Consider the following 13,230-nt stretch of genomic DNA (forward strand, 5'->3'; position numbering starts at 1 on the left):
CCGGGGAGAAATCTCCGGCTTTTTTCATGACCAGCGCGCGGTGGCTTTGTCGTCGCTGTCCTTTGCCTCTACCCATCGCGTTCCAGCCGGCCCCTCTTCCTTTTTCCAGAAGGGCGCCGTGGTCTTGAGGGTATCCATGATGAAATTGGCACCGTCAAAGGCCGCCTGCCGGTGAGGGGCGAGAGCCATCACCTGCACGATGGGTTCGCCGGGATGGAGCTTGCCGAAGCGGTGAATGATTTGGGCATCAAGGAGTGCGAAGCGTTCGATCGCTTCTGCGCGCAGGGCTTCGAGCTGGCGTTGCGCGAGTTCAGGGTAGTGTTCGAGCGTCATCGACACGATAGGATCGTCAGGCGTGGAGCGCACCAGTCCCGTAAAGGTGACAGCAGCTCCGGCGCTCTTATTTGCCCCAAGGAAGGCATTGAAGAGTGCGCCAGGATCGAAGGGCTCGGACTGGAGGGTGACGCTCATCTCATCCGCCTGTCATCGGTGGGAAGAGCGCGACGGTTTTCGCGTCCTGGAGCGGCGTTTCGTGTTCGACGAGTTCGTCGTCGATGGCGGCCCGGATAAGCTTGCGGTTTGCGGTTGCCAAGGCAAAGCCTTCGTCGCGGCTTGCCAGCCACTCTATGAGATCGGCTATGGTGGCGACGGAATTGGGTGGGACCACTTCATCGCTATCTCGGCCAAGCCGCTCGCGCAGCCAGGCGAAATAGAGAATCTTCATATCGGATCGTCCTCGCTGTGCGCCATGTGTGCCGAAACGCCGGACCAATACTGCCAACCGGTGATGGCTGTAAGGATTGCCGCGAGCCAGAGCAGAATATCGCTCAATTCGCGCATGCCGGGGATAAGTGGCTCGGCGACAATGATACCCAACGCAACGAGTTGAACCGTCGTTTTGTATTTGGCGAGTTTGGAGACTGGCACCGTAATTTTTTCGGTGCCCATGAATTCGCGCAGGCCGGAAACGAAGATTTCGCGCAGCAGAATGATCGTGGCCGGGATGAGATCCCAGACGCCGAAACTGCCGTCAAAGCAGAAGACCAGCAGCAGGGCGCCAACGAGCAGTTTGTCGGCGATGGGGTCGAGCATGCGACCGATTGGGGAGACCGATCCGTATTTGCGCGCGAAATAGCCATCGAAGAAGTCGGTGACCGCGGCCGCGATATAGAGCAGCAAGGCGAGCCAGCGCAGCGGACCGTTATCGGCCAGCAGAAACAGCATGATAACCGGGATTGCGACGATGCGACCGTAGGTCAAGAGGTTCGGCAATCGGGCCATGTCGAATTTGGTGTCGCTCATTTGGTATCCTCAGGCCTTGGTCATCTCTGGTTGAAGTGATCGTAGATCAATTGCGCCATGGCGGTCGAGATGCCAGGCAGGGCGGCGATATCGGCAACCGAGGCTCGGGAAACCGCTTTGGCGGAGCCGAAATGCTGGAGCAATGCCCGTTTGCGGGTGGGGCCGATGCCGCCGATCTCGTCGAGCGGGTTCTTGACCATTTCCTTTTTGCGTCGGGCGCGATGGGTGCCGATGGCGAAACGATGCGCCTCATCGCGCAGACGCTGGACATAGTAGAGAACCGGATCGCGAGCCGGCAGCATGAAGGGCTCCTTGCCCTCCATATAGAAGGTTTCGCGGCCGGCATTGCGTTCCTCGCCCTTGGCGATGCCAATAACGGTAACGTCGCGCGGCAGATTCATTTCGGCCAGCACGGCCTTGACGGCATTGGTCTGGCCGGCGCCGCCATCGATCAGGAGCACGTCGGGCCAGTCGGGCATGCCGGTGGCGTCGTCTTCTGCTTCGGGCTCGCTTTCATTGGCCAGCCGGGTGAACCGGCGCGTAAGCACCTCGCGCATCATGCCGAAATCGTCCCCGGGCGTGAGGTCTTTCGATTTTATGTTGAAGGTGCGGTAGTGCTTTTTCGACAGCCCTTCCATACCTGCTACGACCATTCCGCCCACTGCGTTGGTGCCCTGGATGTGGGAGTTGTCGTAAACCTCGATGCGGCGCGGGGTTTCGTCGAGACCGAAAGTATCGGCCATGGCTTCGAGCAGCTTGCGCTGACTGGCCGAATCCGAAAGGTGGCGGCCCAGCGCTTCGCGGGCGTTGGTCAGGGCGTTTTCGACCAGAGTGCGCTTCTCGCCACGGCGCGGTGTTTCGATCCGGACGGCACGGTCGGCGCGGGTGGACAGCGCCTCGCGCAACAGTTCGGGTTCGACGAGATCTTCCGAGAGCAGGACGAGCCTTGGCGGAGTGCGGTTCTCATAAAACTGCGCGATGAAGGCTTCGAGCACTTCGGCGTTCGTGCTGTCATCGTCGGCGCGCGGATAGAAGGCGTAATTGCCCCAGTTCTGGTGCGCGCGGTAAAAGAACACCTGCACACAGAAATTGCCCGCCTCGTTGTGGATGGCGAAGACGTCGGCCTCGGGGATCGATTGGGCGCCGGTCCCGGTGGAGCCCTGAATGAGGGCCAGGGCGCCAAGGCGGTCGCGCAGCATAGCGGCACGCTCGAAATCGAGCGCCTCGGCCGCCGCGTTCATCTCTTTTTGCAAATGATCCTGCACGGCCTTGGTCTTGCCAGAGAGAAAGGCGCGAGCTTCGGCGACAAGTTCGTTGTAGTCCGGGATTGAAATGACACCGGTGCAGGGGGCGGCGCAACGCTTGATCTGGTGCTGGAGGCAGGGGCGGGTGCGCCCAGCATAAAAGCTGTCCGAGCAATTGCGCAACAGGAACGCCTTTTGCAGCGCGGTGATGGTGCGGCTGACAGCGACCGCAGAGGCGAAGGGCCCGAAATAGTCGCCCTTGCGGCGGCGGGAGCCGCGGTGCTTGGTGAGTTCGGGCGCCTCGTGCTCGGTGGCGATCAGGATATAGGGAAACGTCTTGTCATCGCGCAGCAGCACGTTAAAGCGCGGGCGCAGGCGCTTTATCATGTTGGCTTCGAGCAGGAGCGCTGCCGCTTCGGTCTCGGTGCGCACGAACTCCATCGACCGGGTCGCGGCGATCATGCGGTTGATGCGGACCGAATTGCCCTCATAGCTCGTGTAGTTGGTGACGCGTGATTTGAGATTGCGCGCCTTGCCCACATAGATGACGTCGCCCTTCTCATCGATCATGCGGTAAACGCCTGCGCCTGTGGGCAGGGTTTTGACGAAGCGCTTGATGATGTCGGGGCCGGTGAGGGTTTCGTCTGTCATTGCTGGCGAGGGGTCGGCGCGTTGCGCGCGCTCCATTCGAGATGTTCGCCGCCGTCGAGCGCGATCATCTGGCCGGTCATCGATGGCAGGCTGAGGATAGAAACCACTCCCTCGGCAATCTCCTCGGGATCGGCGCCGGTCTGGAGAGGCAGGCGCTGGCGGGACGCTTCAAACTCGCTCTCCGACTGGCGGGAATTGGCCAATGTGGGGCCGGGGCCGATGGCGTTGACGCGGATGCGGGGGGCGAGTGATTGGGCGAGGGTGCGGGTGGCGGTCCAGAGTACCGATTTTGAGAGGGTGTAAGAGAAATAGTCCGGAGAGAGCGACAGCACGCGCTCGTCGATGATGTTGACGATATTGCCCTTTTCACCCGCGGGGAGTTGGGCTGCGAAATCGCGGGCTAGGAAGACGGGCGCTTCGGCATGGACGGCCATGTGCAGATCCCATAGATCCTCATAGACGGTATCTGCACTGTCGGGTTCGAACACCGACGCGTTGTTGACCAGCACCGTCAAAGGACCGAACAACTCGGCCGCCTTGGCGATCAGGCCCATGCGGTCTTCGCGCCTGGCCAGATCTCCCTGCAGCACGCCGGCCAGTCCGCCATCGGCGCCAATTGCATCGGCGAGGTCCTCGGCCTTCGCGCCGGAAGAGCGATAATGGATGACGACCGCATAGCCTTCAGCCGCCAGGCGGGCCGCGATGGCTGCCCCGATCCTGTCGGCGGCTCCGGTTATCAGCGCTGCTTGCGGCATAAAGTCGATTTCCGTTTCGAGTGCGAATTGTCGTGCCGATCAGCAGGATCGTGCTGATCCGAGATAGGCAGAACGGAGTGGCAACGCAATGGTTCTTGCTCCGGTTTTCCCGCAGCTTACCCCGAATCGGGAAAGAGCGTAGGCTGGGCGGTGTGGGGAGGTGCATTTTAGCACCTCGTTTGCAAGTGGGGACACTATGGAAGCAATCATTTCTATCGTTATCCAACTCGTGGCCGGTGCCGTTGGTGGCAACGGTCTGGGCGCGGCGGCCAAGAATCTCAGCCTTGGCACGACGGGCAACACCATCGCCGGAGCTATCGGCGGTGTGGGCGGTACGTGGCTGGCCGGCCTCGTGCCCGGCCTGGCTGGACTTCTGGGCGGCGCGGGCACCGGCATGGACGCCGGTGCGCTTGTCAGCCAGGGGGTTACCGGCCTTGTTGGCGGAGGCATACTGACCGCCGTCGCTGCTGCTGTGAAGAAAGCAACAGCCAAATAGAGCCGGGCGCGCCCTGTCTCTCCGGCCCGGGCGGCATCGTCCGGGCCTTTGTCTTGCGCTTCGCTATCGCCTCAGTGTGCCGATCCCCCACATCACCAGACCGGCGAGCAGGCACAGGCCGCCGAGCGGGGCGACCGAGAGGCTGAGCAGGACCGGAACGAGGGCGGATGCGCCGGGGAACAGCGTTGCCATGACGCCCAGAGGCAAAAGGCCGATGGCGAGGAGCAAGGCTCCGAGCTGAATGAAGGCGATGCCCCAGCGGGATAGTTTCATGGACTGGCTCCTAGGATGACCTACCATGATACGGGATCGTTCCTGACCCCAGAGTGAACAAGCCTAGCATAAGATGATCTGACGAGGAGAACTTGCGGGAACCTTGTGCAATGGCCATGTTGAGACTGCAACACCAATGCGGAGGCAAGCGGTTTGGCTATCGTGCTCTATGCGGCGCTGGGACTGGCGGCGATTACCATTATCGGCAACCTGATGCTGGCGAAGTGGAATGCGCAGCGGGTCGAAACGCGGATCAGCGAGCGGGCCGAGGCGTATCTGGCCAGTCTCGAGCGCGAGGGGCTGCCCGAGCCACTTTCGGCGATGAGTGACATCGAGCGGCGGGAGGCTGTGCTGAGCGCGGGGCGCGAGGTGCGGGCCGAGAGCGACAGGCGGTTTTATCTGGCGACCATTGGCGGGATGGCGGTGTTTTTCGTGGCGCTGGGGTTCGGCATCGAAGCGGGCGGGATGCGGGCGTTCGTTCTGGCGCTGGCAGTGGGCGGGGCGGCGCTCTACGGCGTTACCGTTTTCATGCGCCGCAGCCTTAGATCGCGGCTGGCCGCGCGCGGATTGGATGCCGAACGGCTGCGGACCACTTAGGTTTACTTCAACCCCAGCACCGCGCCTCCGATATAGACCAGAACGCCGGCGGCGATGAGGGCCAGGGGCGTCAGCGCCAGGACGGATACCAGACCGCCGGTTCCGGCGGGGAGGTGGATATTGCCGCTGGCCATTCCGCCGGCGATGGCCCGTTCAAGGGCGACGGCACCGATACCGGACAGCATGAGACCGGAAGCGAGCTTGACGTAGGATTTCATCGGATAGGTCCGCGATACGACGACTAGAAGCCTAGCATATCGGATTTGAGCGGGGAAAAATCAACAAGGCCGGAGCAGAACGCTCCGGCCTTGTCTGTTCGGTCAGTTGCCGATGCAGAAGTAGCCGTTGGGGCCGTTAAAGCACACCTGGCTGTGGGGACGCGGGGGAGGGCCCGGGTTCCAGTGCGGGGGCCGCGGATAGCCCCAATGCGGCGGGCGCGGCGGGTAGGGGTTCCAGCTGGGCGGATGCGGGCGCGGGGGCTGCCAGGAGGGCGGGTTTGGCCGCGGCGGCTGCCAGTTTCCGACTTCGCGCAGATAGTTCTGGCTTGCCCAGCCGGTGCGGCCATAGCGGCCCGTATCGAGAAAGCACCAGCCCGAGCGGCAGTATTGCACGTCGACGACCTGGTGGCGCTGGAGGGTGGTGACCACGTTGAACTGCGTGCCCGGACCCGAGCGCACGTTGAGCGGGCTTGTCGCGTAGGCTTCCCAGGCAAACGCGCCTGCGGTCATCATCGCGACCATAAGAGCGGCGATGCCGCCCTTTATTGCTGTTTTTCCGAGAGCCATGACGCTTCTCCCATCGTGTGTTGCTGGCAGAGTTCTCGTCTGCCTTGATGACACTAAAGCGCAGTCTGGCTGAACCGTTGCTGAATGGGGTGTTTAGCTTGAGTTTCATATGTCTCACGGCGCGCACCGCTCCGACGGGGCGGCCAAAATGTTGGCCCCAGCCCGCGAGCGTAGCTCGCTTGGGCGACTCGTCCATTACATACTGGTTTTCCCGGTTTCGCCCATGTCGATATCGCCGCCGGTGGCAGCGGCAAGAGCCAGTTTGGCCTTGGCGACGGCGCTGCCGGGGCCGTCCCAGAGCTCGCCGCGCGAGGGGGAGACCGTGAGGAGCCGGATGGCGGGGTCGTTTTCGTCGTCCCACCAGGCCTTTGCGAAACTGGAGAAGATTTCGGCGATCCTGGCGCGGTCATTGGTGATTTTCGCTTCGCCCGCGATCACCACGTAATTGTTGGAGCCCTTGTCCACGAAGGCGCAGGACACTTCGGGGTATTTCTCGATCTCCTCGTTCTTGTGGCCAGCCTCGTCGACGAGGAAATAGAGCGCGTGCGCGTCACGATCCACATGCGCGGTGAGCGGGCGGGAATGCTGCTCGGACCCGCTCCAGGTGGTGAGCATGCAGATCTTTATGTCGTCGGCGAGCTTCCAGATCTTGTCTTCGGTCTCGGCGGGGGAAAGCTGATCGGCCTGTTCGGTGTGGTGGGACATGAGCAAACTCCTTTTCGTGTTCGGGGGAGAACGATGGAGAGTGCTTGAAAGTTGCCTGACGGTGTCCTCTTGCTCCCGCGCGTCATCCTCGGGCTTGACCCGAGGATCTGCAACGCCGCCACGCTGACGGAAGCAGTGAAACCCGCAATGCCATCCTCGATAACTCCTTCAGCGGCTCCCCCGCCCCGCGGATCCCCGGGTCAAGCCCGAGGATGACGGTTGGGGGAGGGAGAGGCGGGGGTCGTCTTCAGCACGCGCGGCAGCGGCCGACGGCCATGGGCCTCGGGGGATGGTGTGGGCGATGAACGGCGAAGCAAGCTTCTTCCGATTGTGATAGTAAGCGAAGCCAGCTTCGCCGTTCATGACCGGGGTTTTTGGCTTAGTCGCCCTTCAGAAGGCTAGGGTCAATCCCCTCTCCCTTTCGGGAGTACGACGGCGTTAGCAAAATCGCGCCAGCCTCAAAAGAGATCAGGCGGCCGGTTCACGCCGTCCGGCGCTTGTGACGTTTGGGCCTTCCCCGCAGCGACCCGCGAGGAACCCGGACCAGGCTTGCCGAAAGCTCGTATGCATCCGCGCCCGATGCAAGCCCATGACGAGGAGCCTAATGCGGGCGGGATGCGCGGGGATAAGTTTTATCACCGGGCCGACGTGATCCATGGCTTTGTCCAGGCGGCCGGTTGCTGCGGCGGTTCGGTGGGCGATCGCCCGGCGCGCCGCCGGCTCATATTGGCCACGGTGGCGACGAGCATGGCGGCCATATCGCCGTTGGCGGCATCGAGCCGGCCCTTGAGGCTGCGGGGATCGGACTGGGGGAAGTCGTGTTCGAGCCCGAGGGTTTCAAAGCGGGCAGCGGCTTCGCCCAGAACCAGCAGAATGGTTGAAAACCTGACCGTCCCGTTCGGCAGGGAAGGGACGGCGCGCTTGTGGCCGAGGCCGGTCGCAAAGCGCCGCAGATCGGTCAACAGGGCCCGGACCAGACGGGCGGTCTCGTCAGGCGCTTCAAGGGTGGGGCGCGACCTGCCCTGCGCGGCCATGGCGCCCTGAACCGCCGTCAGCCGCGCCATCAACGCGGCAAAGGCTTCGGGGGCGGGTGTGGATGTCTTGCGGCGGGGCATGGGCTGGTCTCCGTGTCAGGTCTGGCTCCGGCGGGGCGGAGGGTGACAGGAGAGGATAGGGGAGGTGCGGGCGGCGGGGATAAAGGACCAGGAATTAAAATCGCTAAGAGCGAACTTTAATCTTGAAAAAACAAATTTTGCTCGCTATATGTATTCTCCGTCTAACGGAAGAACGTCGTTATCTGAAGGTCGGGCTCTATTATCCCGACCGTGGAGGGGTGACCCTCTATCACTTCCCCCAAGAGGCCCCGGTGGGACGGGGACCGACACGGGCGAAGCAGCCGCGATCAACGACTGATCGCGGCTAGAATGAAGGTGAAGTTGCTGTTTCCGACCTCTGTTTGAGACGACCCTAGAGGACTTCCCCTCTAGGCAAACAGAAGGAGAACACCATGAGTGTTTCTGAAGACCAACAGCAACGGCGGCGGTGGACGCGATGGTGCATCTGGCAACGGATGCGCAACCCCAAGGTCCTGACGACGATTATCAGGGCAGCATACGCGCTCTATCGGCTTATTCGCTTTATCTTTGAGTGCTTCTGCACTGGGGGATAAACCGCCAACCCAAATTCTATGAAAGGAAAGAGAACATGCTGCAGGAAGCATTACGGCTTATTCGAGTTTTTCACGATCTCAAACAGTTTGAGGTTGCCGAAAAGATCGGAGTATCTAAGTCTTATATTTCTGAACTCGAAAATGGATCGAAGGCGCCTAGCTTGGAGGTGCTCCAAAGGTATTCATCCGAGTTTGGCATTCCAGTGTCATCGCTAATGTTTTTCTCAGAGCAAATAGACGCTGCCAAGAGTGGTGAAAAGGTGCGAACAACTATTGCTTCTAAGGTGATAGACATCCTAAAATTCATCGAAAACAAGTCTAAGGCGGATGCTGCCTGATGAGGCCTGGCCATCGGATTGTCGATAGCGCCCTGTACAAGGTGCGAACCCGCCGGCGGCTTGCTGAGTTACTTTTCACCGAAGTTGGATTTCTTGAAAGCCTTGAGAAAAACCAGCCTAAGTATGTGGTGAAGTACAAACCTAGGGTCCATACCCAATCAGTTTGTTGAATAGACGCTGCAAATCAGATTCTCTGGCTTTAGATGAGTTCGGAGGTATCGATGAGCAGACTATTTTGGTTGAGTGATGCAGCTTGGGCGGCCATTGAGCCACATCTCCCCAAGAACCAGCCTGGAGCACGTCGAGTGGATGACCGGCGGGTAATTTCGGGGATCGTTCATATGCTCAAGTGCGGCGGACGCTGGGCTGATTGCCCTGCCGAGTATGGCCCCTCGACAACAGTCTACAATCGCTGGAACCGCTGGAGTCGCCGCGGCGTATGGGCACGCATTCTCGCGGCTCTGACCGAACAAGGCTGGATTGCGGAAACCGCCCAGATCGACAGCAGCTATATCAAAGCCCATCGCTGTGCAGGCGGGGGAAAAGGGGGGCGCGAACCAATGCCATTGGCATCTCGCGTGGTGGCCGGACCACCAAGATCCATGCGCTCGTCGACGTTATCGGCAGACCGATCCGCCTCATCCTGACGCCCGGCAATGCCTCGGACATGAAGGGGGCCGATCTGCTCATCGCCCACACGATGGGCATGAAGAGAGTTATTGCTGACCGCGGCTATGATGCCAACCGCCTTCGTTCCACTCTGCGCAACCAGAAGACAATCCCGGTCATCCCTGGCCGCAAGAACCGGAAGCGCAAAATCAAATACGACGAGAAACGCTACAAAGACCGCTGGCGTGTCGAGGCCATGTTCTGCCGGCTCAAGGATTTCCGCCGCGTTGCCACCCGATACGACAAGCTTGCCCGAAACTATCTATCTGCCGTCATGCTCGCAGCGGCAGTCGCATACTGGCTATGAACGAGTCTCGACCCTAGTGAAAACCAAGGTGTATGTGCGGATGCCATTGGCTAGAGCGGCTGGGAGAAGCCGCTGGGTCCCGTGTCGAGCACGGGACAGCGATGGTGGGGGACGAGAGGGTCGATACAATCGCCTTCGCTTCCCCGGCGAAAGCCGGGGTCCATGAGCGGATGCCGCGGGCGACGGGGGTTTTGGGAGGCTGCTGGGTCCCGTGTCGGGCACGGGACAGCGATGGCGGGGTTGGCGCGGCGTGGGCGATGATTTTGAGCGGGGCTAGATCAGGGTTTCGGTGAGGTCGCGCCAGGTGGGGTTGGCGGTTTCGATCAACTGGATTTTCCAGGCGCGCTTCCACGCCTTGATGCGCTTTTCGCGGAGGTAGGCGCTGTCGAGGGTGGGGTGGGTTTCGTACCAGACCAGACGGGCAATATCGTATTTGCGGGTGTGGCCGGGGACGGCTTTTGAGCGGTGGTCGTGGATGCGGCGGGCGAGGTCGTTGGTCATGCCGGTGTAGAGGGCGCCGTTCTGGTGCTTGGCGAGGATGTAGACGTAGTACTGGCGTTGTTCGTACATCGCGTGTTTTCCCCCAAAGCGGAGTTGAGTTTGGGGCGGGGGCGCGGGGAGTGCAAGAGGGGCGGGTACGCTCCTTCGCTTCCCCGGTGAAAGCCGGGGTCCATGTGCGGTGCCGCTGGCGACAGGGGCTTGGGGAGGCTGCTGGGTCCCGTGTCGGAGCACGGGACAGCGATGGGGGTGGGGAGAGGCGGAGGTTCGCCGTAAATGACGGGAGCGGGCGCCGGGATCAGCCGCCGGGGCCTTCGAGGGTATCCAACTCCATCTGCCGCAGCTTCTTGATTTCATCGCGGAGCTTGGCGGCTTTTTCGAATTCCAGATTGGTGGCGGCTTCGCGCATCTGGTGTTCGAGGTCCTTGATGACAGCGGCGAGATTGGCGCCCACCGGAACCGTGTCCTTGCCGTCCTTGCCCGGGCGGATTTTGACCGAGACGTGGTCGCGTTCGTAGACGGAATCCACGATATCGTTGATGCGGGCCTTGACCGATTGCGGGGTGATGCCGTGTTCGGCGTTGTAGGCGAGCTGTTTTTCGCGGCGGCGGTTGGTTTCGGCGAGCGCGCGTTCCATGGAGCCGGTTTCGCGGTCGGCGTAGAGGATCACCTTGCCATCGACGTTGCGCGCGGCGCGGCCGATGGTCTGGATGAGTGAGGTTTCCGAGCGCAGGAAGCCTTCCTTGTCGGCATCGAGGATGGCGACGAGGCCGCATTCGGGGATGTCGAGGCCTTCGCGCAAGAGGTTGATGCCGACCAGCACGTCGAAATTGCCGAGGCGCAGATCGCGGATGATCTCGATGCGCTCGATGGTGTCGATGTCCGAATGCATGTAGCGCACGCGAATGCCCTGCTCGTGCAGGTATTCGGTGAGATCCTCGGCCATCTTCTTGGTGAGGACGGTGAGCAGGGTGCGGTAGCCCTTTTCGGTGGTCTTGCGGATTTCATCGACAACGTCGTCCACCTGAGTGGTGGCGGGGCGGGTTTCGACGACAGGGTCGATCAGGCCGGTGGGGCGGATGACCTGTTCGGCAAACACGCCGCCGGTCTGTTCGAGCTCCCACGCGCCGGGGGTGGCCGAGACATAGACCGTCTGCGGGCGCATGGCGTTCCATTCCTCAAACCGCAGGGGGCGGTTGTCCATGCAGGAGGGGAGGCGGAAGCCGTATTCGGCGAGGGTGGCCTTGCGGCGCAGATCGCCGCGATACATGGCGCCGAGCTGGCCGATGGTGACGTGGGATTCGTCGACGAAGACCAGGGCGTTGTCGGGGAGATATTCGAACAGCGTGGGGGGCGGCTCGCCGGGCTTGCGGCCCGAGAAGTAGCGCGAATAGTTCTCGATCCCCGCGCAGGAGCCGGTGGCCTCCATCATTTCGAGATCGAACAGGGTGCGCTGTTCGAGGCGCTGGGCCTCGAGGAACCGGCCCATGCCGTTGAGCTCCTGCAGGCGGGCGTTGAGCTCGCGCTTGATCTCCTTGATGGCCGCATTCATCGTGGTGCGGGTGGTGACGTGGTGGGAATTGGCGAAGACGCGCACGGCGGTCAATTCGGCCGATTTCTTGCCGGTCAGGGGATCGAATTCGGCGATGGATTCGATTTCGTCGCCGAACAGGGTGATGCGCCAGGCGGCGTCGTCATAGTGGGCTGGGAACACTTCGATGGTGTCGCCGCGCACCCGGAAGGTGCCGCGCACGAAGCCGATGTCGCCGCGCTTGTATTGCAGGGCGACGAGTTCGTTGAGTAACGCGCGCTGGTCGATCTTCTGGCCCTTTTCGAGCCAGATGGTCATGGTGGTGTAGTCTTCCACCGAGCCGATGCCGTAGATGCAGGAGACCGAGGCGACGATGATGACGTCGTCGCGCTCGAGGATCGCGCGGGTGGCCGAGTGGCGCATCCGGTCGATCTGCTCGTTGATGGTGGATTCCTTTTCGATATAGGTATCGGTGCGCGGGACGTAGGCCTCGGGCTGGTAGTAGTCGTAATAGGAAACGAAGTATTCGACCGCGTTGTCGGGGAAGAAGTTCTTGAACTCGCCATAGAGCTGGGCGGCCAGGGTCTTGTTGGGCGCGAGGATGAGGGCCGGGCGTCCGGTCTGGGCGATCACCTGGGCGGCGGTAAACGTCTTGCCCGAGCCGGTGACGCCGAGCAGGACCTGATCGGTCTCGCCATTGGTGATGCCGTCGATGAGTTCGGCGATCGCGGTGGGCTGGTCGCCGGCGGGGACGTAATCGGTCTGCAGGCGGAAGGGGATGCCGCCCTTGTCCTTTTTGAGCGCAGCCGGGCGGTGGGGCCGCCAGGCATTGGTGCCCTCGACCTCCTTGCGGCCCTCGGCGATGATCTTTTCGAGCGCGGCGACGGTGGCCGAAACGCCGGCCGAGGAATTGGTCACATCGGTGGGCGCGTGGAAACCGGCCTGCGGGGCTTCGGCGAAGCCATCGAGATTGGTGGGGCGCTCGACGGAGTTGGCCTTGGATTTTGGGGCCTTGAGCGACATGCCCGTGGCTTCACTGCGTTTGCCCTTGGCGGCACTGGCCTTGCGGGCGTTGGCTTTCGCGTTGTCCTTGCCCTTGCCGGCGAGGCGCTCGGTTTCCTGGGCTTCGGCGGCTGCTTTTTGGTCCGCGCGGTCCAGCGCGCGCTTGTTGCGCATGCGCTCGGCGTAAAGCGGCTTTGAGGCCTGAGCGTCCTCGGCCTTTTCGATTTCCTTGATGAAATCGTCGATGGAAAAGTCGGCTTTACCGGGGCGACCGGCGGACGGGGATTTTTTATCGGAGGTCATGGAGCACCATATCGGGCCGCAGGTGGACTGAATCAATAGATTGGGGTCGCGCAGTCGAACCGAAAAAGTCTGCAACTTTTTCTGACTGCACTCTTAGCACCAACG

Annotated in this window: 16 protein-coding genes; 4 read left to right on the forward strand and 12 right to left on the reverse strand. The window is 61.8% G+C overall.

Going from position 1 to position 13,230, the window contains the following annotated elements:
- Positions 1-24: 24 nt before the first annotated feature.
- From OF122_RS06065 to OF122_RS06085, 5 genes are read right to left on the reverse strand one after another with little or no spacing between them, the layout of a single operon-like run.
- Positions 25-471: a molybdenum cofactor biosynthesis protein MoaE gene (locus OF122_RS06065; protein WP_264226910.1), complete on the reverse strand. Its 447-nt coding sequence runs from the start codon at positions 469-471 to the stop codon at positions 25-27.
- A 1-nt stretch (position 472) separates the two neighbouring features.
- Positions 473-724, reverse strand: coding sequence for a molybdopterin converting factor subunit 1 (moaD, locus tag OF122_RS06070; RefSeq protein ID WP_264226911.1), 252 nt, complete (start codon positions 722-724; stop codon positions 473-475).
- Positions 721-1,302 carry a CDP-diacylglycerol--glycerol-3-phosphate 3-phosphatidyltransferase gene (pgsA, locus tag OF122_RS06075; protein ID WP_264226912.1) on the reverse strand — a complete coding sequence of 194 codons (582 nt, stop codon included), beginning with the start codon at positions 1,300-1,302 and terminating at the stop codon, positions 721-723. Before pgsA ends, moaD begins: the two co-directional genes overlap by 4 nt.
- A gap of 20 nt (positions 1,303-1,322) precedes the next feature.
- Positions 1,323-3,233, reverse strand: a complete 1,911-nt coding sequence (gene uvrC / locus OF122_RS06080; protein WP_264226913.1) for an excinuclease ABC subunit UvrC — start codon at positions 3,231-3,233, stop codon at positions 1,323-1,325.
- Positions 3,194-3,952: an SDR family oxidoreductase gene (locus OF122_RS06085; RefSeq protein WP_264226914.1), complete on the reverse strand. Its 759-nt coding sequence runs from the start codon at positions 3,950-3,952 to the stop codon at positions 3,194-3,196. The genes uvrC and OF122_RS06085 overlap by 40 nt, the downstream gene beginning before the upstream one ends.
- A 196-nt stretch (positions 3,953-4,148) precedes the next feature.
- On the opposite strand from OF122_RS06085, the gene OF122_RS06090 reads away from it, so the two are divergent.
- Complete coding sequence (locus OF122_RS06090; protein ID WP_264226915.1) at positions 4,149-4,448, forward strand: hypothetical protein; 300 nt, start codon at positions 4,149-4,151, stop codon at positions 4,446-4,448.
- Positions 4,449-4,511: 63 nt separating this feature from the next.
- On the opposite strand, the gene OF122_RS06095 is transcribed toward OF122_RS06090, so the two are convergent.
- Positions 4,512-4,721: a hypothetical protein gene (locus OF122_RS06095; protein WP_264226916.1), complete on the reverse strand. Its 210-nt coding sequence runs from the start codon at positions 4,719-4,721 to the stop codon at positions 4,512-4,514.
- 153 nt (positions 4,722-4,874) lie between these two features.
- On the opposite strand from OF122_RS06095, the gene OF122_RS06100 reads away from it, so the two are divergent.
- Positions 4,875-5,318, forward strand: a complete 444-nt coding sequence (locus OF122_RS06100; RefSeq protein WP_264226917.1) for a hypothetical protein — start codon at positions 4,875-4,877, stop codon at positions 5,316-5,318.
- 2 nt (positions 5,319-5,320) lie between these two features.
- Here OF122_RS06100 and OF122_RS06105 read toward each other — a convergent pair whose 3' ends face one another.
- From OF122_RS06105 to OF122_RS06120, 4 genes are all read right to left on the reverse strand, one after another.
- A complete protein-coding gene (locus OF122_RS06105; protein ID WP_264226918.1) occupies positions 5,321-5,536 on the reverse strand; it encodes a hypothetical protein in 216 nt (71 codons plus the stop codon).
- 102 nt (positions 5,537-5,638) lie between these two features.
- Complete coding sequence (locus OF122_RS06110) at positions 5,639-6,103, reverse strand: SH3 domain-containing protein (RefSeq protein ID WP_264226919.1); 465 nt, start codon at positions 6,101-6,103, stop codon at positions 5,639-5,641.
- Between the two features lie 195 nt (positions 6,104-6,298).
- Positions 6,299-6,808: a pyridoxamine 5'-phosphate oxidase family protein gene (locus OF122_RS06115; protein WP_264226920.1), complete on the reverse strand. Its 510-nt coding sequence runs from the start codon at positions 6,806-6,808 to the stop codon at positions 6,299-6,301.
- Between the two features lie 635 nt (positions 6,809-7,443).
- A complete protein-coding gene (locus OF122_RS06120; protein ID WP_264226921.1) occupies positions 7,444-7,923 on the reverse strand; it encodes a hypothetical protein in 480 nt (159 codons plus the stop codon).
- 589 nt (positions 7,924-8,512) lie between these two features.
- Here OF122_RS06120 and OF122_RS06125 point away from each other — a divergent pair.
- A complete protein-coding gene (locus OF122_RS06125) occupies positions 8,513-8,815 on the forward strand; it encodes a helix-turn-helix transcriptional regulator (RefSeq protein WP_264226922.1) in 303 nt (100 codons plus the stop codon).
- A gap of 221 nt (positions 8,816-9,036) precedes the next feature.
- Positions 9,037-9,791, forward strand: a protein-coding gene (locus OF122_RS06130) for an IS5 family transposase (RefSeq protein ID WP_408636240.1) whose coding sequence is annotated in 2 segments (ribosomal slippage) — positions 9,037-9,378 and positions 9,381-9,791 — 753 coding nt in all. Because the reading frame shifts where the segments join, the coding sequence is not laid out codon by codon here.
- A 273-nt stretch (positions 9,792-10,064) separates the two neighbouring features.
- Here OF122_RS06130 and OF122_RS06135 read toward each other — a convergent pair.
- Complete coding sequence (locus tag OF122_RS06135) at positions 10,065-10,361, reverse strand: GIY-YIG nuclease family protein (RefSeq protein WP_264226923.1); 297 nt, start codon at positions 10,359-10,361, stop codon at positions 10,065-10,067.
- Positions 10,362-10,587: 226 nt separating this feature from the next.
- Complete coding sequence (gene uvrB / locus OF122_RS06140) at positions 10,588-13,125, reverse strand: excinuclease ABC subunit UvrB (protein WP_264226924.1); 2,538 nt, start codon at positions 13,123-13,125, stop codon at positions 10,588-10,590.
- Positions 13,126-13,230 lie beyond the last annotated feature (105 nt).

The organism is Pelagibacterium flavum, assembly GCF_025854335.1.
In the GTDB taxonomy this organism is placed as follows: domain Bacteria; phylum Pseudomonadota; class Alphaproteobacteria; order Rhizobiales; family Devosiaceae; genus Pelagibacterium; species Pelagibacterium flavum.